We start from the raw sequence: 18,126 nt of genomic DNA on the forward strand, positions 1-18,126 counted from the left end.
GGGTGTCAGCGGCGGGTCGAGTGGTCCTCGGGCTGTTCGGAGGCGGCCCAGCTGGACAGCAGCCGGAGGGCGTCGGCGCTTGGGGTGTCCGGCTCGGCGGTGTACATGAGCAGGGTCTGGCCCGGGTCGGCGGCCAGCGGGGTGGCCTCGTAGGGCAGCTCGAGGTCGCCGACGACCGGGTGGTGGATGCGCTTCACGCCGGTGGTGTGGAGGTGGACGTCGTGGCGGGCCCAGCGGGTGCGGAAGTCTTCGCTGCGGGTGGACAGGTCGCCGATCAGGGCGGTCAGGTCGGTGTCGCACTCGCACGGGTTGCGGCCGACCTCGACGCGCAGCGCGTTGGCGTTGTCGTCGGCGATGGTGGGCCAGTCGCGCCAGAAGGTGCGGGCGGCCGGGTCGAGGAAGGCGAACCGCGCCATGTTGACCGGGCGGAGCGGGTCGGCGTAGAGCGGGGCGAACAGGGCCCGGCCCAACGCGTTGGCGCCCAGGATGTCGAGGCGGCCGCTGTAGACCAGCGCCGGTGTCGTGGTCATCGAGTCGAGGATGCGCTGGATCGGCGGGCGCAGGCCGGGGCGGGTGGCGACGACGCGGAGCGGGCGGGTGCCGCCGCTGGCGCGGACCAGGTCGAGCAGGTGGGCGCGTTCGACCTCGTCGAGCTGCAGGGCGTGGTTGATGCCGTCCAGGACCGACTCGGAGACGCCGGCCGCCTCGCCGCGTTCCAGGCGGATGTAGTACTCCACGCTGATGCCGGCCAGCGTGGCGACCTCCTCCCGGCGCAGGCCCTTGACCCGGCGGTTGCCGCCGTACACGGGCAGGCCGGCCTGCTCCGGTGTCAGCCGCGCGCGGCGGGTGGCCAGGAACTCACGGATCTGCCGGCGCGCGGCCGCGGCCGTCTCCTTCGGTTCTCCCACGTCATCAACCGTACGAGGCCGGTACCGAACGAAGGAGCCACTGGCAGTACCCCCTTCGCAGAATCTGCCCGGAGCCCGGGAAGCGGCCAACCATGGAGCACATGTCCAACACTGTCGCCGCCTACGCCGCGCTGTCCGCCGGCGAGCCGCTCGTCCCGCACACCATCGAGCTGCGTGAGGTCGGGCCGCATGATGTGCGGATCGACATCAAGTTCGCCGGGATCTGCCACTCCGACATCCACACCGTGCGCGACGAGTGGGGGCCGGCCAACTATCCGGTCGTGCCCGGCCACGAGATCGCCGGGATCGTCACCGCGGTCGGGTCCGCCGTGACCAAATTCGCGGTCGGGGACCGGGTCGGGGTCGGGTGCCTCGTCGACTCGTGCGGTGAGTGCGTCAACTGCCGGCGCGGTGAGGAGCAATACTGCGTCAACGGCAACGTCCAGACCTACAACGCCGTCGGTCGGGACGGCAAGATAACCCAGGGTGGGTACGCCCAGTCGGTGGTCGTCACGGAGCGGTTCGTCTGCCGCATCCCGGACGGCCTCGCCCTCGACGTCGCCGCGCCGCTGCTCTGCGCCGGGATCACCACCTACGCGCCGCTGCGCCGGTGGGGGGCCGGGCCCGGCAAGCGGGTCGCGGTCGTCGGCCTCGGTGGGCTCGGCCACATGGCGGTCAAGCTCGCACACGCGATGGGCGCCGACGTGACGGTATTGTCGCAAAGCCTGAAAAAGCGCGAGGACGGCCTGGCTCTGGGCGCCACCGCCTACTACGCCACCGAGGACCCGGACACGTTCACGGCCCTGGCGGGCTCGTTCGACCTGATCCTCAACACGGTCAGCGCCCCGCTCGACCTCGACGCCTACCTGGGGCTCCTGGCCGTCGACGGCGTCCTGTCGACCGTCGGCGCCCCGGCCGAGCCGATGTCGGTGCACGCCGGCTCCCTGCTGTTCCAGCGCCGCGTCCTGGCCGGTTCGATCATCGGCGGGCTGCGCGAAACCCAGGAGATGCTCGACTTCTGCGCGGAGCACAACCTCGGCGCGCAGATCGAGGTCATCGGCGTCGAGCGGATCAACGAGGCCTACGAGCGGGTCCTCGCCTCCGATGTGCGCTACCGGTTCGTGATAGACACGTCCGGTCTGAGCCAGGGTCGGTCTAACGGCTAAACAAAAAACCGATTGGTCCGATTTGGGGGAAAAGCGGTATCTGCTGGGAAAAAATGCCGTTGGACTTGAACGATGAGAGTCTTGGTCACCGGCGGGGCCGGGTTCATCGGGGGCAACCTGTGCCGGGAGCTCGCCGCGCACCCACGGGTGTCGGAGGTCGTCGCGTTCGACGACCTGAGCACCGGCAGTGAACACAACCTCGACGGCGTCGGCGCGCGGCTGGTCGTGGGCAGCATCCTCGACCGGCCCGCGATCGACGCGGCCGTCGGGGAGGCCGACGTCGTCATCCACCTGGCCGCCCGGCCCAGCGTGCCGCGCTCGGTGGCCGACCCGATGCGCAGCCACCTGGTCAACGCCAACGGGACCATGCACGTGCTCGAGGCCTGCCGGGTCGGCAATACGCCGATCATCGCGGCGTCCTCGTCGTCGGTGTACGGGCCGACCAAGACCCTGCCCAAACACGAGGAGCTGCCGACCCGGCCGCAGAGCCCGTATGCGGCCAGCAAGCTCGCGGCCGAGTCGGCGATCCTGGCCCACGGGGCGACCTACGGGCTGCCGGTGCTCGCGCTGCGGTTCTTCAACGTCTACGGGCCGCTGCAGTCGGTCGGGCACGCCTACGCGGCCGTCATCCCGACGTTCACCGACGCCGCCCTGCGCGGGCAGCCGGTCCACGTGCACGGCGACGGGCGGCAGACCCGCGACTTCACGTTCGTCGGGTCGGTGGCGAAGCTGCTCGCCGATGCCGCGGTGCGCCGGGTCACCAGCCCGACGCCGGTGAACCTGGCCTTCGGCACCCGGACCTCGCTGCTGGAGCTGGTCGACAAGATCCGGGTGCTGGTGGACCGGCCGGTCGAGGTGGTCTTCGACCCGGCCCGCCCCGGCGACGTGCGTGACTCCCAGGCCGAGTCGAGCCGGCTGCAGGAGCTGTTCCCCGGCCACGGCCCGGTGCCCCTCGACGAGGGGCTGGCCGAGACCGTCAGCTGGTACGCGCGGCAGACAGCGTCGGCACGTCAATGACGACGGCGGGCACCACGCACAGGTCGGCCATCGCACCGACGAGCGCGGTGGCGTCGTGAGACGAAGCGACGAGGGCCCGGGCCAGCACCGGGGCCAGCGGTGGCACCTGGACGTGTGAGATCAGCGGGTGCAGCGGCCGGACGTCGGCCTCGCCCCGGCCGAGGAGCTCCTCGTGCAGCTTCTCGCCGGGGCGCAGGCCGGTGTACACGATCTCGACCCGCGAGTCACCGATGAGCTGGCGGGCCAGGTCGGCGATCCGCACCGGCGTGCCCATGTCGAGCACCAGGGCCTCGCCGCCGGAGCCGATCGCGGCGGCCTGGATGACCAGCTGCACGGCCTCGGGGATGGTCATGAAGTAGCGCGTGACGTCCGGGTCGGTCACCGTCACCGGCCCGCCCTCGGCGATCTGCGCCTTGAACGCCATCACCACCGAGCCGCGGCTGCCCAGCACGTTGCCGAAGCGGACGTTGAGGAAGCCGTGGTGGGCGGTGAGCCGCTCGGTGATCCGCTTCGTGTAGCCCAGCACGCTGGTCGGGTCGGCCGCCTTGTCGGTGGAGATGTTGACCAGCCGCTGCACGCCGGTGGCGAGCGCCGACTCCAGGACGTTCAGCGTGCCCAGCACGTTGGTCTGCAGTGCCTCGGCCGGGTGCCGCTCCAGCAGCGTGAGGTGCTTGAGCGCGGCCGCGTGGAAGACCACCTCGGGCCGGCGGTCGGTGAAGATCTGCCGGATGGTGGCGGCGTCGCGCAGGTCGGCCAGGATCAGCGACGGGTCGTCGAGCAGGGCCCGGCCGTGGATGGAGAGCTGGACCGCGTGCAGGGCCGACTCGTCGCGGTCGAGCATCATGAGCTCGGCCGGGGCGAACAGGTGCAGCTGGCGGCACAGCTCCGAGCCGATCGACCCGCCGGCCCCGGTGACCAGGACCCGCTTGCCGGTCAGGTAGTCGCCGATCGCGGTCAGGTCGGTGTCGATCTGGCGCCGCCCGAGCAGGTCGGCCAGCTCCACATCCCGCACCTGCCCGACGTCGAGCGAGTCGTCGAGCGACGGCAAGACTTTCAAGAAATATCCTGAAATTTCGGACATCTCGGTCCGCAGGCTCCCCAGCAGCGCCCCGTCCTCGTTGCGCACCGCGAAGATCACGCCGCACGCGGCGGACGACGTCAACGCCCGCCGCAGCGAGGGCCGCCCGCCCAGGACCGGCACGCCGGAGATCCGCAGCCGATGCTTGCGCGGATCGTCGTCCAGGAAGCCCACCGCGCGATAGCGGCAGTGCCGGTCCTGCTGCATGGCCCGCAGCAGCCGATGCCCGGCCGCACCCGCCCCGTAGATCAGGACGGGCGCCTTCGCGGTCGAGTGGGCCCGCCGGGCCAGCCGCGTCCAGCGGATCGCGACCATCCCCACCAGCCCGGCCCCGCTGCCGAGCAGCACGATCAGCCCGGACGCCGGGGCCAGCACCAGCAGCAGCCCGCAGACGACGACCACGGTGCCCGCGAGGGCGCGGAAGAAGGCCATCGAGGCGTACTCGTAGCGCCGCCGGTACAGCTGCACCGGCCACGCCACCGCCGAGTGCAGCGCCGCGGCCAGCAGGATGGTGCCCGCGGCGGCGGCCAGCGGCGGCCGCGACGGTGCGATGGCGACGGCGAGCGCGAGCCCGCCGGTCCAGGCGTAGAGGTCGGCCGGCCAGTCCCCGGGCCCCGCGGGTCGGTGATCGTCCACGCGACGATTCTTCACGAACGAGAGTCCCATTTCGGCGTAAAAGCCCGTATCGCTCCCGAACCTGCGGTCGAGATGTCACGCTGGGTGGAGCAAGCGGCTACGGGAGGTCATGGCGCATGGAGCTGCGCGACTACGTCAGCGCGGTCCGCAAACGCTGGTGGCTGGTGGCCACGACGGCGTGCCTGGCGCTGGTCGCCGCGGTGGTGGTGACCGCACAGACGGCGCCCACCTATGCCGCGAGCGTCACCTTCTTCGTCAGCACCCCGAGCAGCGGTGTCACCGACGCCTATCAGGGCGGCCTGTTCTCGCAGCAGCGCGCCCGCTCATACGTCAACCTCGTCGGCAGCGACCGGCTGGCCCGCGCGGTCGCGGCCGACCCGGCCGTCGGGCTCGACGCGCCCGGGGTGCGCAAGCGGATCAGCGCCCGCACGGTGCCCGACACCGTGCTGCTCGAGGTCACCGTCATCGACACCGACAGCGACCGCGCCCTGCGGGTCACCCAGGCCGTGGCGACGAAGTTCGCCGAGCTGGTCGCGACCCTGGAGACCCCGCCGGGCGGCACCAGCCCGACCGTGCGCGTGGACGTCGTCACCGGGCCGTCGGTCAGCACCGACCCGATCAGCCCGCAGCCGGCCCGCAATTTCGCGATCGCGATCCTGCTCGGCCTGGTCGCCGGGGCCGCCGCCGCGGTGCTGCGGGAGCTGCTGGACAACAGCATCCGGTCGGTCGCGGCGCTGCGTCAGGCGACCAAAAAGGCGATCCTGGCGGCGGTACCGCACGACACGCACGCGATCGAATCCCCGCTGCTCGTGGAGGACGCGGCCTGGTCGCCGCGCGGCGAGGCCATGCGGCACCTGCGCACCAACCTGCAGTTCGTCGACCCGGACCGGCGGGCCCGCTGCGTCGTGGTGACCAGCGCGCTGCCCGACGAGGGCAAGTCCACGATCGCCTGCAACCTGGCGATCGTGCTCGCCGAGGCCGGGCACCGGGTGCTGCTGGTCGACGCCGACGTGCGCCGCCCGAAGCTGGCCGAGTACCTGGACCTGGAGGGCGCGGTCGGCCTGACCAACGTGCTCGTCGGGCAGGTCGACGTGGCCACGGCCGTGCAGCGCTGGGGCGAGCAGGAGCTGTTCGTGCTGTGCAGCGGCACGATCCCGCCCAACCCGAGCGAGCTGCTCGGCTCGCAGCAGATGACCCGCCTGCTGGCCGAGGTGAGCGAGGACTATGAGTACGTCGTCGTCGACACCTCGCCGCTGCTGGTCGTCACCGACGCGGCCGTGGTCGCCAGCCGGGCCGACGGGGCCGTGCTGGTGACCCGGGCCGGCCGGACGACGGTCACCCAGGCCCAGGCCGCGGTCGAGGCGATCGAGGCGGTCTCGGCCCGGCTGTTCGGCTGCGTGCTCAACGGGGCCAAGGGCGGCAACGGCGACGGCTACACCTACGCCTACTACGGCCCGGCCGAGGCCGACCGCCCCCAGCGCGCCTTACCGGCCGCGCCCGCGCAGCCCAAGGACGAGCCGGCGCCGATCAAAGCCGGGACGCGAGGGGCCTGAGGATGTCCGCGATCGTGTCAGCACAGACGCGGAAGCCCTCGATCGGGCCGCCGAAGGGGTCCTCGAGGTCGTCGTCGGCCGGCTTGCCGGGCTGCAGCCGGCCCCGCACGGCGCCGATCTCCCGCAGCGTCAGCGGGCCGTCGGGCACGGCGGCGGCGTATCGGGCGTACTGGCGCAGCGTGAACGTCCGTGCCGCCGTCACCGGGGCCAGGGTCACGCAGTGCGCCCGCTCGGCCCGGGTCGCGGTCAGGATCAGCGACGCGCCCAGCAGCAGCGACGGCACCACCCGGCGGCTGGTGAAGCCCTCCGGGTCGGCGCCGTGCTCGAGCAGGACGGTCCGGGCGTGCTCCGGCAGCTCGAGCCCGGGCACGGCGTGCGTGCCGGCGCTCGCGGCGTCCAGGCCGAGGGTGCGGGCCAGCCGCTCGGCCATGGCGGACCGGCACCGGTTGGCCCGGCAGACGAACAGCATCAGGGCCGACTCCAGCGGGGGTATGAGGTGAACACGCGGATCTTCCTTTCGGCACCCGACGTTTCCGGTGTCGAGGAGCGCTATCTGGTCAACGCGCTGAGGTCCGGGTGGGTCGCGCCCGTCGGGCCGGATCTCGACGCGTTCGAGGCCGAGATCGCCCGGCGGTGCGGCGCCGCGCACGCCGTCGGGCTCAGCTCCGGCACCGCGGCCCTGCACCTGGGGCTCATCGCGCTCGGCGTGCGGCCGGGCGACGCGGTGATCGTGCCGACGCTGACGTTCGCGGCGACGGCGAACGCGGTGGTGTACACCGGCGCCGAACCGGTCTTCGTCGACAGCCTCCCCGGCGACGGCAACCTCGACCCCGACCTGACCGCGGCCACGGTCGCCGAGCTGCGCCGGGAGGGCCGCACCGTCGCCGCGATCGTCCCGGTCGACCTGTTCGGGGCGGTCGCGGAGTACGCCTCGCTGGAGGATCTCGGCGTGCCCGTGCTCGAGGACGCCGCCGAGGCGCTCGGCTCGACCCGCGGCGGCCGTCCGGCCGGCTCGTTCGGCCGGGCCGCGGCGCTGTCGTTCAACGGCAACAAGATCCTCACCACGTCCGGCGGCGGCATGCTCGTCACCGACGACAAGGACCTGGCCGCCCGCTGCCGGCACCTCGCCACCCAGGCCCGCGAGCCGGTCGCGCACTACGAGCACCGCGACGTCGGCTACAACTACCGCCTCAGCAACCTCCTCGCGGCGGTCGGCCGGGCCCAGCTGACCCGGCTCGACGAGATGATCGCCCGGCGCCGGCAGCTGCGGGAGCGCTACCTGAAGCTCTTCGCCGCCACCGACGGCACCCGGCTGCTCGGCGACGACCCGGGCGCCAACGCGTGGCTGACCACGCTGATCGTGGAGCCGGAGCGGGCCGGCTGGGCCGCCGCCGACCTCGGCGCCTGGCTCGCCCGCCACGACATCGAGACCCGCCCGGTGTGGAAGCCGATGCACGCCCAGCCGGTCTTCCGCGGCCACCGGGCCGCGGTCACGGGCGTCGCCGACCGGCTCTTCGCCACCGGCCTCAACCTGCCGAGCGGCTCCAGCCTGCGCGAGGACGCCCAGCGCCGCATCTTCGACGCCATCGGCGAGTTCCTCGATGCCCGATGAGACGGCCGCTCGACCTGCTGGCCGCCTCCGCCGCCGCGGTCGTGCTGGCGCCCGTCATCGCGGCCACCGCGGTCTTCGTCCGGTTCGCGCTCGGCGGGCCGGTGCTGTTCCGCCAGGAGCGGGCCGGCCGCCACGGCAAACCGTTCACGCTCGTCAAGTTCCGTTCGATGCGCGAAGGCCCGGGCAGCGACGCCGAGCGGCTCACCCCGGCCGGGAAGTTCCTGCGCGCATCGAGCCTCGATGAGCTCCCGGCGCTCTGGAACGTGCTACGGGGAGACATGAGCCTCATCGGACCGCGGCCGCTGCCGCTGACCTACCTCGAGCGCTACACCGCCGAGCAGCGCCGCCGCCACGACGTGCGCCCCGGCATCACCGGCCTGGCCCAGGTGCGCGGGCGCAACGCGCTGAGCTGGGAGCAGAAGTTCGCCTACGACCTGGAGTACGTGCGCAACCGGTCGCTGGGGCTGGACCTGCGCATCCTGGCCGAGACGGTCCGCATCGTGCTGCGCCGCGACGGCATCAGTGCCGAAGGCTCGGCAACCGCCCACGAGTTCGAGGGTGTACCGCGATGAAGAACGGCTTGGTCATCGTCGGCTGCGGGGGCCACGGCCGGGAGCTGCTCATGATCGCGCGGGCGGCCGGGCTGCCGGTCCGGGGCTTCGTCGACGACGGCCCGAGCCAGCGCAACCTGGACCGGATCGCCGCGCTCGGCGTGCCGTTCCTGGGCCCCAGCGCGCGGCTGAGCGACGAGCGGCCCTCCATCGGCTACGTCATCGGCATCGGCGACCCCCGCATCCGCGCCCGCATCGACGACGACCTGCGCCTGCACGGCCTGGCCGCGGCGACCCTGGTGCACCCGGCGGCCACCATCGGCCCGGACGTGGTCACCGGCGAGGGGTTCGTGGCGTTCCCCGGGGCCCGGGTCACCACCAACGTCACCATCGGCCGGCACGTGCACCTCAACCAGAACTGCACCGTCGGGCACGACACCGTGCTCGCCGACTTCGTCCAGGTCAACCCGCTCGCCGCGATCTCCGGCGACTGCCACATCGGCCCCGGCGTGCTCATCGGCACCACCGCCTGCGTGCTGCAGGGCCTGCGGGTCGGCGCCGACGCGACTGTCGGGGCCGGCGCGTGCGTGACCCGCGACGTCGAGGCCAAGACGACCGTGAAGGGGGTCCCGGCGAAATGAGAGTCGCGCTGGTGCTGAAGACCGACGAGGGCGGGCGCTGGACCCTGCCGCACGTCGACGAGCTGCGCGAGCGCGGCCACGAGGTGGTCGCGGTCCTACCACCCGGGAGCGAAGGGCGGCTGCGCAAGGCCCTGCACGACCGGGGCGTCGACGTCGTCCAGTCGGCGTTCGACTTCCGCTTCGGGCCGTCGCCGAAGACCCTGACCGGCCTGCTGGGGCTGCGCCGGCAGCTGCGGGCCATCGCCCCGGACGTGCTGCACTACCACCTGTACGCGTCCGCGCTGGCCTGCCGGCTGGCCGGGCTCGGCCTCGGCGCGGCCAAGGTGCACATGGTGCCGGGGCCGCTGTTCCTGGAGTCGCCGCTGATCCGGTCGGCCGAGCGGCTCCTGTGCCGGCTCGACGACGTCACCATCGGCGGCAGCGAGCACATCGCGAAGCTCTACCGCGCGATCGGCCTCAGCGAAGCGCGGACCCCGGCGATCCCCTACGGCGTCGACACCGACGACTTCACCCCGCCGTCGGAGGCCCATCGGGCCGCGGCCCGCGACGCCCTCTGCGCCGGGGACGACACGTTCGTCGTGTGCATGGTCGCCTACGTCTACGCCCCCAAGCGCCTGATCCGCCCGGGCCGCGGCGTGAAGGGCCACGACGTGCTCCTGCAGGCCTGGAAGGCGTTCGCGAAGGACCGCCCGGACGCGAAGCTGGTCCTGCTCGGCGGCGGCTTCGACGCGGCCGGCGCCGCACACAAGCGCGAGCTGCTGGAGCGCTTCGACGTCGCCGGCGACCCGAGCATCGAGTGGCACGAGTCGGTCCTCGACGTGCGCGACTGCTACGCGGCGGCCGACCTCAGCGTCAGCCCGTCGCTGTCGGAGAACCACGGCGCCGCGGTCGAGGCCGCGGCCATGGGCGTGCCCAGCATCGTCTCCGACGCCGGGGCCCTGCCCGAGGTCGTCGACCCGGCGTCGGGCTGGGTGGTGCCGGCCGACGATCCACCGGCCCTGCTGGGGGCGCTGCGCCGGGCCTACGCCGACTTCCTGACCGGTGCCCTCAGACGCCGGGGCGAGCTGGCCCGCGACCGGGCCGAGCGCCTCTTCGCCCAGCGCCCGGCCGCCCGCGCCGTGGCCGACGTACTCGAAAAGGCCGCCCGATGACCACCACCCGGCAGTCAGGCGACACAGGCCTTCGTCGGCGAGACCGAGTCGGCCGGCGGCGGCATCGTCCGAGCGCCCTGCCGAGCTTCACCGGCAACCTCAGCTGGAGCGTGGCCGGCAACGGCGGCTACGCCCTGTGCCAGTGGTTCGTCCTCGTCGTCGTCGCCCGGCTGGGCGACCCGGCGATGGTCGGCGCCTACGCGCTCGGCCTGGCCGTCGGCGCGCCCGTCGTGCTGCTGGCCAACCTGTCGCTGCGCACGGTCCTGGTCACCGACCCCAACGGCGAGCACCCGTTCAAGCGCTACCTGTCCATCCGGCTGGCCGGCATGGGGCTGGCCATGGGCGTCATCGCCGCCGCCGTGCTGCTGTTCGACCTGCCGGCCGCGGTGGTCCTGCTCATCGGCGCGGCCAAGGCCTTCGACGGCGTCGGCGACATCTACCTCGGCCTCCTGCAGCGCCACCACGACCAGCGCAGCATCGCCATCGCCCAGCTCGTCAACGGCGGCCTGACCGTGGTGATGGTCGCCGCCCTGCTCTACGGGACCAGCAGCATCGCCTGGGCCGCGGCCGGCTCCGCCGGGGCGTCGCTGCTGACCTGGGTGGTGTGCTGCGCCCCGTTCGCCGGCCGCTTCCACAACCGGCCCGACCCGCGGGCCAAGCAGCACACGCACCGGGCCGGCGGCGGTGTCCTGGAGCTGCTGTGGATCGCGGCGCCGCTGGGGCTGGCCTCCGGGCTGTCGTCGCTGACGATCAACGTGCCGCGGTATGTCCTGCAGGACCGCCAGGGCGCGATCGCGCTCGGCGTGTTCGCCGCCGCCGGCTATCTGGTGCTCACCGGGAACGTGTTCTTCTCGGCCATCGCACAGACCCTGCTGCCGCGGCTGACCGAGCTGCGTCGCAACGGTACCCCCCAAGGCTTCCGCGGTTTGCTCGTGCAGTCCCTGCTCGGTGTCGGCGTCGCCGGCGGTCTCGGCGTGTGGGCGGCCGCGCTGTTCGGCTCCAGCCTCCTGTACCGGCTCTACGGCTGGCAGTACTCGGGTCCGCAGGCCGGTCGCGTCCTGACGGTGCTGACCCTGGCCACCGCGCTCGGCGGGCTGTGCTTCGTGCTCGACGCCGGCCTGTCCGCGGCCCGCCGCTTCACCGGCCAGCTCGCCGTGAACGCGGTCGTGCTCGTCGCCGCCGCCCTGGCCGCGCTGGTCCTGGTGCCCCGCTACGGGGTGCTCGGCGCCGCCTGGGCCACCGCGGCCGCCGCCGCCGTCCACTGCGGACTCAAGTGGGAGGTGCTGCGGCGTGCCCTTTGACCTCGCGAACCAGCCCTGGTGGTCGGCCGGCCTGGCCGCGCTGGCCGTGCCGCTGCTGCTGGTCGTGGGGGGACGCCGGGACATGCTGGCCTACCTGGCCGCATACTTCCTGCTCTTCGGGTTCGGCCCGGTGGTGAGCTACCAGCTGGGCGGCACCATCTACTTCGGCACCAACACGCTGCTGATCGGCCGGGCCGCGCTGGGCCTGCTGCTCGCGTTCGCCGGCGTCGCCGCCGTCGGCGTCCTGCTGCGGCAGCGCAAGGACATCGCCGATCCGTTGCAGGGCCTGGAAAAGCAACGACGGATGCCACTGGTACCGGCTGTGCTCGCCCTGCTGACCCTCTACGCGCTCGGCGTGCTCGCCTGGGGCGGCCCCGCGTTCCTGGCCGGCACGAAGCTGGACCGGATCGCCGTCGCGGGCCCGTTCCACTACGACTACCTGCTGCTCGAAATGTGCGCGTGCGCGCTGTACTTCATCGCCCAGGAGACCTCGACCGGCCGGTTCGTCTACCGGGTCAACCTCGGCGTGTACATCGCCTACTGCCTGGCCACCGGCGAGCGCGACTTCGTCTTCGTCCTGTTCGCGCTGGTCCTGCACCACGAACTGATCCGCCGCGAGCGACGGGTCCCGCGTTCGGTGCTGTGGGGGGCCGGGCTGGCCGTCGGGGCCACCGCGCTGTTCGCCCTGCGCGGCGGCGGCACCCCCGGCGACACCGACGCCTCGCAGATCCTCAACCAGGGCTCGGTGCTCTTCGTCGACACGTGGGTGATGGGCCACGTGCCCTCGACCGAGCCCTACCAGCACGGCCTCAGCTACCTGCACGCGGTCGTGAACCTCATCCCCGGCCAGCACCGGACCCCCCTGGCCCAGTGGCTCGTCGACCGCTACGCGCCCGGCAGCTCGTCCGGCTACGGGTTCTCGCTCACCGGGGAGGCCTACGCCAACTTCGGCCTGGCCGGCATCCCGGTCCTCTTCGCGCTGCTGACCGCCGCGCACCGGTGGCTGGTCAACCGCATCGACCGGGCCCCCGTCTACGCCTACGCCAGCATCCTGTTCACCGTCGCCTGGATGTACGGCTTCCGCGGCGAGAGCCAGTCGCTGCTCAAGACCGTCGTCTACGGTGCCGTCTTCTTCGGCGTGATCCGCGCCGTCTCGGCCAAGGTCGTCACCGCGGACGAGGAGGCGCGCGAATGCGCCTCTGTGTGACGACGGAACAGCGATACCTGCGCACGCCCGACGGCCGCGTCTGGTCGACGAGCGATGCCGGAAACGCGTTTTGGCAGCGGTACCGTCCGGTCTTCGACGAAGTCCGCGTCGTGGCCCGCTGCGCTGACGCCGCGAGCCCTCCGCCCAGAGCGCTGCGAGTCGACGGCAACGGCGTCGAGGTGTATCCGCTGCCGCATTATGTCGGACCGATCGGATTCCTCCGCCGGATCGGGCGGCTCCGGAAGGCGTTGAAGGCCGCGATCGAGCCGGCGGACGCCGTGCTGCTCCGCGTGCCGTCCGCGATCGCGACGACGCTGCCGCAACCGTTCGGCCTCGAGGTCGTCGGGGACCCGTACGACGTGTTCGCCCCGGGCGTCACCCGGCACCCGCTGCGGCCGCTGCTGCGCTGGTGGTTCACCCGCCGGCTGCGCGCGCAGTGCCGGGCCGCCTCCGCCGTCGCCTACGTCACCGAACGGGCGCTGCAGGCCCGCTACCCGGCCGCGCCCGGGGCCGTCACCGCCGCCTACTCGAGCATCCAGCTGGACGGGGCCGCGTTCGCCGAGCGGCCGCGCCAGGACACCGGAACCGCGCGGGTGCGGCTGCGGCTGGTGAGCGTCGGCTCGCTCGAACAGCGGTACAAGGGCATCGACACCCTCATCGAGGCCCTGCCCCGGCTGGCCCGCGCCGGCCTGGAGGCGAGCCTCGTCCACGTCGGCGACGGCCGGTGCCGGGCCGAGCTGGAGCGGCTGGTCCGCGAGCGCCGGCTCGGCGGCCGGGTCTCCTTCGCGGGGGCCGTCCCGCCCGGCGCGCCCGTGCGGCTGTTCCTCGACGACGCCGACCTGTTCGTGCTCCCCTCCCGCACGGAGGGCCTGCCCCGGGCCCTGATCGAGGCGATGGCCCGCGGCCTGCCGGCCGTGGCCAGCCGGGTCGGCGGCGTGCCGGAGCTGCTCGGCCCGGCCCGCACGGTGCCGCCCGACGACCCTGCGGCCCTGGCCCGGGCGATCACGGCGCTGGCGGCCGACCCCGCCGCCATGGCCGCCGCGTCCGCGTTGAACCTGGCCCGGGCCCGCACGTACTCCGCCGAGACCCTCACCCGCCGGCGCGCGGACTTTTACCGCGCGCTGCGGGTCCTCACCGCCCCCGATCGAGTCGAGGAGGTGGTCGGCGGTGCCGATTGAAAGTCTGAAACGCCTGTTGCGGACCCGCAGGCGGCGGCTGGTGGCCGTCGCGGTCGTGTTGGTGGTGATCCTGGCCGGCTTCGGGCTGCGGCTGGCGACCGTCGGCGCGGACGCGGCCGGGCACCTGCAGCGCGCCGCCACACTGGTCAGCCAGCTGGAGGCGCAGCTGGGCGCCGGCGACCTGGCGGCGGCCCGGGTCACCGCGGCCGACCTGCGCCAGCAGACGGGTGCGGCCAAGCGGAGCGCGCACGGCCCGAGCTGGTGGCTGGGTAGCCGGGTGCCGGTGGCCGGCGACGACCTGGCCGCGGTCGGGGCCGTCGCCGACGCCGTGGACGCCCTCGCCGCGCAGGTCGTGCCGCCGCTGCTGGACGCGGCCGACGGCATGACCGACGCCATGGGCGGCGCCGCCGACGCCAAGCCGGCCGACCTGCAGTCGGTGGCCAGGGCGGCGCCGCGGATCGCCGCCGCCGCGGCCGTGGCGCGGGCCGCCCAGCAGCGCCTGGCCAAGCTCGACCGCAGCGGGCTCACCGGCCGCGTGCGGACCGCGCTCAACCAGGTCGACGCGGGCCTCGACCGGGTCGTGCCGATGCTCGACCCGGCGGCCCAGGCGGCCAAGCTGCTGCCGGCCCTGCTCGGCTCCGGCGGGCCGCGGACCTACCTGGTGCTGTTCCAGAACCTCGCCGAGGTCCGCGCCACCGGCGGCATGCCCGGCGCGTTCGCCGTCGTCCAGGCCGACCACGGGAAGATCTCCCTGGTCGAGCAGGGCACCGCGGCCAAGACGCTGCGCGACTTCGACACCCCGGTGCTGCCGCTGGACGAGGACCAGGAGGACCTGTTCACCAACCGGCTGGGCACCTACCCGGCCGACGTGAACCTGACCCCGGACTTCCCGACCGCGGCCGCGCTGATCCGGCAGATGTACCAGCAGCGCTCGGGCCGGGCCGTCGACGGCGTCCTGGCCACCGACCCGGTCGCCCTGGCCTACCTGCTCAGCGCCACCGGCCCGGTGAGCCTGCCGGCCGGTAGCCCGCTCGGGGGCCAGCTGACCGGGGCGACGGCCGTGCGGCAGCTGCTGTCCGAGGTGTACCTCAAGATCGCCGCCGAGCCCGACCAGGACGCCTACTTCGCCGGCGCGGCCAAGGCGGTGCTCGACAAGCTCATGGGCGGCGTACCGGTCAGCCGGAGCCTCGTGCAGGCCCTGGCCCGGGCGACCGACGAGCGGCGGCTCCTGGCCTGGAGCGCGCACCCCGACGAGCAGGCCGAGATCGCCCGGACGCCGTTCGCGGGCACGCTGCCGGAGCGCGACGGCGACCGGCCGACCGTGGGCGTGTTCCTCAACGACGGCACCGGCGCGAAGCTCGGCTACTACCTGACCCGCTCGGTGCGGCTGGACACCGGCCGCTGCCTCGACAACGGCGCCCGCCCGCTGCGGCTGACCGTCACGCTCGGCTCCAACGCGCCCAAGTCCGGCCTGCCCCGCAGCGTGCTCGGGCTCAGCCTGGCCGGCGAGGGCGTCATCCGCACGAACGTGCTCGTCTACGCCCCGACCGGCGGCTCACCGATCGCGGCCCGGCAGGACGGCGCCGACGTCGACTTCGGCACCGGCTACGAGAAGGGCCGCGAGGTCGCGGTCTTCCCCGTCGACCTGGCCCCGGGCGCCACCAGCACCATCGTCGTCGACCTGGAGACGGCCCCGCTGGACACCAAGGGCGCGGTCGAGCCGCGACTTATCACGACCCCCGGGATCGCACCGTGGACGACTCGGTTGCAACCTGGCAGGAGTTGCGAGAAATAGTCCGGTTCACCCTTATCGAGGGGATTTGCCGGGCTACGGTAATTCCGGGGAGAGGAAAGGGAGAGCAATGCGAGCCCGAACAAGAACGTCGCTGTCAACACTGGCCGGCCTCGCCGGTGCCGTCGTCGCGGCGGCCGTGCTCGGCGCGCCGACCGCCGCCCAGGCCGCCCCGGAAGCGGCCTACCCGGCGCCCGCGCCGCAGATCCGGGTGAGCGCCGCGTCCATCCAGGCCGGAGATGCGGTCCGCCTCACCGGGCGTGGCTTCATGGACGGCGAACCGCTGGACATCGCGGTCAGGTACAAGAACTCCGACACCTACGGTGTGCGCATCACCGGTGACCGCCGCGCCGACGACAACGGCCGGTTCTCGGCCCGCGTCCGGCTCAAGGCCGCCGGCTACGCCATCATCCGGGTCATCGGCAAGGACTCACACAAGACGCTGAAGGTCGCCGTCCGGGTCAAGGACGGGCACCTGCAGTACAACTGGGGCAACGGCTGGGGCGGCTGGCCGGACGACATCTTCGACGGCACGCCGCTGGCCTCCAACCGCCACCACGGCCACTGGGACGGCCGGGACCGCCCGGTCGGCTTCTACGGCCCGTTCCGCGCCGGCTGGTCCCCGTTCCGCCTCCAGGCGAACGAGACCACCACCACGGCCGCCGCGGAGCACAAGACCTACGGCGCCGACCTGATCCCGGGCATCCTGGGCCTCACGGCGCTCGTGGGCAGCGGCTGGATCTCCTTCCGCCGCCGCCGTACCAGCTGACGCTGTTTCACGGGGTCAGCTGACCACCGTTCAACGAAAAATCCCGACCGCTGCGCGCTCCGGATTTTTCGGACTTATCACGATTTTTGAGTATCCTCCTCGGCCCGTCGGGTGTTGCTTGCCCGGCGGGCCGAGTGCTTCCCGAAAAGGATGATCATGGGCAAAGTCGTCATCATCGGGCAGGGGTACGTCGGCCTGCCGCTGGCCATCCGGGCCGTCGAGGCGGGCGACGACGTCGTCGGGCTCGACGTCGACACGGACCGCATCAAGGCGCTCGGCGCCGGGCTCTCGTTCGTCGAGGACATCTCCGACGAGCGCCTCGGGCGGGCGCTGGAGACCGGGCGGTACCGTCCGACCGACGACTACGCGGACGCCGCCGGCTTCGACACCTGCGCCATCACCGTGCCCACCCCGCTCACCGACGGGGTGCCGGACATCAGCCACATCGAGCACGCCGCCATCGCCATCGCGCCGTACCTGCGGCCCGGCTGCACGGTGATCCTGGAGTCGACCACCTACCCTGGCACCACCGAGCAGGTCCTGCGGCCGCTGCTGGAGCACGCCAGCGGGCTGCGCACCCCCGACGACTTCCACCTCGGCTACAGCCCGGAGCGGATCGACCCGGGCAACCCGACGTGGCACCTGGAGAACACGCCGAAGCTGGTCTCCGGCATCGACGAGAGCTCCCTGGCCGCGACCCGCGCCTTCTACGAGCGGTTCGTCGAGCGGACCGTGTCCGTCTCGGCCCCGCGCACCGCCGAGCTCACGAAGCTCTTCGAGAACACGTTCCGGCACATCAACATCGCGCTGGTCAACGAGCTCGCGATCGTCGCCAACCAGCTCGGCGTCGACGTGCGCGAGGCGATCGGCGCGGCCGCGACCAAGCCGTTCGGCTTCATGGCCTTCGACCCCGGCCCGGGTGTCGGCGGGCACTGCCTGCCGATCGACCCGTCCTACCTGTCGTGGCAGGTCAAGCGCGAGGTCGGGCAGCGGTTCCGGTTCATCGAGCTGGCCAACGACGTCAACGAGGGCATGCCCCGCTACGTCGTGCAGCGCATCACGGCCGGGCTCAACACCCGGTTCAAGCCGGTCAACGGCAGCCGCATCCTGCTGCTCGGCCTTGCCTACAAGAGCAACGTCGGTGACCTGCGCGAGTCGCCGGCCCGGGCCGTCGCCGAGCTGCTGGTCGACCTGGGCGCCGACGTGCGCGCGGTGGAGCCGCACGCGCTGCCCCGCGACGTCGGCAACCTCGGCGGGGTCACGCTGGTGGACCTCACCGCGGTCGAGCTCATGGCCGCCGACGCGGTCATCCTGCTCACCGACCACGACGACTTCGACTATGCGCTCGTCGAGGAGCACGCACAGTACATCTTCGACACCCGCAACCGCTGCCAGGGCCGCGTGGTCGAGCGTTTGTAAGAGGTTCCCAGCCAAGTCCGATAACCTGCCGCGGTGGGAGGGTCTGTATCGAGGTGGATGACCGGGCTGCGGCGGACTCAGGCGCCGCCTGGAACCACGCCGGGCACACCCCGATACAACCCCGGTATCGAGGCGCACCCGGCGCGG

The 18,126-nt window shown here is 73.0% G+C and carries 16 protein-coding genes; 13 read left to right on the forward strand and 3 right to left on the reverse strand.

Annotated elements, in window-relative coordinates; all coding sequences use genetic code 11:
• Positions 1-5 precede the first annotated feature (5 nt).
• On the reverse strand, positions 6-908 hold the full coding sequence (locus ACIA8L_RS01125) for a helix-turn-helix transcriptional regulator (RefSeq protein ID WP_395899127.1): 903 nt from the start codon (positions 906-908) through the stop codon (positions 6-8).
• A gap of 101 nt (positions 909-1,009) precedes the next feature.
• On the opposite strand from ACIA8L_RS01125, the gene ACIA8L_RS01130 reads away from it, so the two are divergent.
• On the forward strand, positions 1,010-2,074 hold the full coding sequence (locus ACIA8L_RS01130; protein WP_395899129.1) for an NAD(P)-dependent alcohol dehydrogenase: 1,065 nt from the start codon (positions 1,010-1,012) through the stop codon (positions 2,072-2,074).
• A 72-nt stretch (positions 2,075-2,146) separates the two neighbouring features.
• Entirely contained in the window at positions 2,147-3,091 is a 945-nt protein-coding gene (locus tag ACIA8L_RS01135) for an NAD-dependent epimerase/dehydratase family protein (protein ID WP_395899131.1), read from the forward strand.
• Here ACIA8L_RS01135 and ACIA8L_RS01140 read toward each other — a convergent pair.
• On the reverse strand, positions 3,051-4,805 hold the full coding sequence (locus tag ACIA8L_RS01140; RefSeq protein ID WP_395899133.1) for a polysaccharide biosynthesis protein: 1,755 nt from the start codon (positions 4,803-4,805) through the stop codon (positions 3,051-3,053). The genes ACIA8L_RS01135 and ACIA8L_RS01140 overlap by 41 nt on opposite strands.
• A gap of 116 nt (positions 4,806-4,921) precedes the next feature.
• On the opposite strand from ACIA8L_RS01140, the gene ACIA8L_RS01145 reads away from it, so the two are divergent.
• The gene (locus ACIA8L_RS01145; RefSeq protein ID WP_395899135.1) at positions 4,922-6,358 is read left to right on the forward strand and encodes a polysaccharide biosynthesis tyrosine autokinase; all 1,437 of its coding nucleotides are present in this window, start codon (positions 4,922-4,924) and stop codon (positions 6,356-6,358) included.
• Here ACIA8L_RS01145 and ACIA8L_RS01150 read toward each other — a convergent pair.
• Complete coding sequence (locus ACIA8L_RS01150) at positions 6,333-6,827, reverse strand: low molecular weight phosphatase family protein (RefSeq protein WP_395899137.1); 495 nt, start codon at positions 6,825-6,827, stop codon at positions 6,333-6,335. The genes ACIA8L_RS01145 and ACIA8L_RS01150 overlap by 26 nt on opposite strands.
• Positions 6,828-6,854: 27 nt before the next feature.
• Here ACIA8L_RS01150 and ACIA8L_RS01155 point away from each other — a divergent pair, with 27 nt between their 5' ends.
• The 10 genes from ACIA8L_RS01155 (at position 6,855) to ACIA8L_RS01200 (ending at position 17,979) form a co-directional block, all read left to right on the forward strand.
• Positions 6,855-7,970, forward strand: a complete 1,116-nt coding sequence (locus tag ACIA8L_RS01155; protein WP_395899139.1) for a DegT/DnrJ/EryC1/StrS family aminotransferase — start codon at positions 6,855-6,857, stop codon at positions 7,968-7,970.
• Positions 7,967-8,542: a sugar transferase gene (locus tag ACIA8L_RS01160; protein WP_395899141.1), complete on the forward strand. Its 576-nt coding sequence runs from the start codon at positions 7,967-7,969 to the stop codon at positions 8,540-8,542. The genes ACIA8L_RS01155 and ACIA8L_RS01160 overlap by 4 nt, the downstream gene beginning before the upstream one ends.
• A complete protein-coding gene (locus tag ACIA8L_RS01165; protein WP_395899143.1) occupies positions 8,539-9,162 on the forward strand; it encodes an acetyltransferase in 624 nt (207 codons plus the stop codon). Before ACIA8L_RS01160 ends, ACIA8L_RS01165 begins: the two co-directional genes overlap by 4 nt.
• Positions 9,159-10,313, forward strand: a complete 1,155-nt coding sequence (locus ACIA8L_RS01170; RefSeq protein WP_395899145.1) for a glycosyltransferase — start codon at positions 9,159-9,161, stop codon at positions 10,311-10,313. The genes ACIA8L_RS01165 and ACIA8L_RS01170 overlap by 4 nt, the downstream gene beginning before the upstream one ends.
• Entirely contained in the window at positions 10,310-11,614 is a 1,305-nt protein-coding gene (locus tag ACIA8L_RS01175; protein WP_395899147.1) for a lipopolysaccharide biosynthesis protein, read from the forward strand. The genes ACIA8L_RS01170 and ACIA8L_RS01175 overlap by 4 nt, the downstream gene beginning before the upstream one ends.
• Complete coding sequence (locus ACIA8L_RS01180) at positions 11,604-12,821, forward strand: O-antigen polymerase (protein ID WP_395899149.1); 1,218 nt, start codon at positions 11,604-11,606, stop codon at positions 12,819-12,821. The genes ACIA8L_RS01175 and ACIA8L_RS01180 overlap by 11 nt, the downstream gene beginning before the upstream one ends.
• Complete coding sequence (locus tag ACIA8L_RS01185) at positions 12,818-13,999, forward strand: glycosyltransferase (RefSeq protein WP_395899151.1); 1,182 nt, start codon at positions 12,818-12,820, stop codon at positions 13,997-13,999. Before ACIA8L_RS01180 ends, ACIA8L_RS01185 begins: the two co-directional genes overlap by 4 nt.
• Complete coding sequence (locus ACIA8L_RS01190; RefSeq protein WP_395899153.1) at positions 13,989-15,794, forward strand: DUF4012 domain-containing protein; 1,806 nt, start codon at positions 13,989-13,991, stop codon at positions 15,792-15,794. The genes ACIA8L_RS01185 and ACIA8L_RS01190 overlap by 11 nt, the downstream gene beginning before the upstream one ends.
• 67 nt (positions 15,795-15,861) lie before the next feature.
• Entirely contained in the window at positions 15,862-16,560 is a 699-nt protein-coding gene (locus tag ACIA8L_RS01195; protein WP_395899155.1) for a hypothetical protein, read from the forward strand.
• A 156-nt stretch (positions 16,561-16,716) separates the two neighbouring features.
• Positions 16,717-17,979: a nucleotide sugar dehydrogenase gene (locus tag ACIA8L_RS01200; protein ID WP_395899157.1), complete on the forward strand. Its 1,263-nt coding sequence runs from the start codon at positions 16,717-16,719 to the stop codon at positions 17,977-17,979.
• Positions 17,980-18,126: the final 147 nt, after the last annotated feature.

This window comes from Dactylosporangium sp. NPDC051541, assembly GCF_044454505.1.
Taxonomy (GTDB): Bacteria; Actinomycetota; Actinomycetes; order Mycobacteriales; family Micromonosporaceae; genus Dactylosporangium.

Bases quoted from the DNA above. Each gene is read 5' to 3' on its own strand.
- ACIA8L_RS01130 (WP_395899129.1), top strand. From the start codon at position 1,010: ATGTCCAACACTGTCGCCGCCTACGCCGCGCTGTCCGCCGGCGAGCCG.
- ACIA8L_RS01135 (WP_395899131.1), top strand. From the start codon at position 2,147: ATGAGAGTCTTGGTCACCGGCGGGGCCGGGTTCATCGGGGGCAACCTG.
- ACIA8L_RS01145 (WP_395899135.1), top strand. From the start codon at position 4,922: ATGGAGCTGCGCGACTACGTCAGCGCGGTCCGCAAACGCTGGTGGCTG.
- ACIA8L_RS01150 (WP_395899137.1), bottom strand. From the start codon at position 6,827: ATGCTGTTCGTCTGCCGGGCCAACCGGTGCCGGTCCGCCATGGCCGAG.
- ACIA8L_RS01160 (WP_395899141.1), top strand. From the start codon at position 7,967: ATGAGACGGCCGCTCGACCTGCTGGCCGCCTCCGCCGCCGCGGTCGTG.
- ACIA8L_RS01165 (WP_395899143.1), top strand. From the start codon at position 8,539: ATGAAGAACGGCTTGGTCATCGTCGGCTGCGGGGGCCACGGCCGGGAG.
- ACIA8L_RS01170 (WP_395899145.1), top strand. From the start codon at position 9,159: ATGAGAGTCGCGCTGGTGCTGAAGACCGACGAGGGCGGGCGCTGGACC.
- ACIA8L_RS01175 (WP_395899147.1), top strand. From the start codon at position 10,310: ATGACCACCACCCGGCAGTCAGGCGACACAGGCCTTCGTCGGCGAGAC.
- ACIA8L_RS01195 (WP_395899155.1), top strand. From the start codon at position 15,862: ATGCGAGCCCGAACAAGAACGTCGCTGTCAACACTGGCCGGCCTCGCC.
- ACIA8L_RS01200 (WP_395899157.1), top strand. From the start codon at position 16,717: ATGGGCAAAGTCGTCATCATCGGGCAGGGGTACGTCGGCCTGCCGCTG.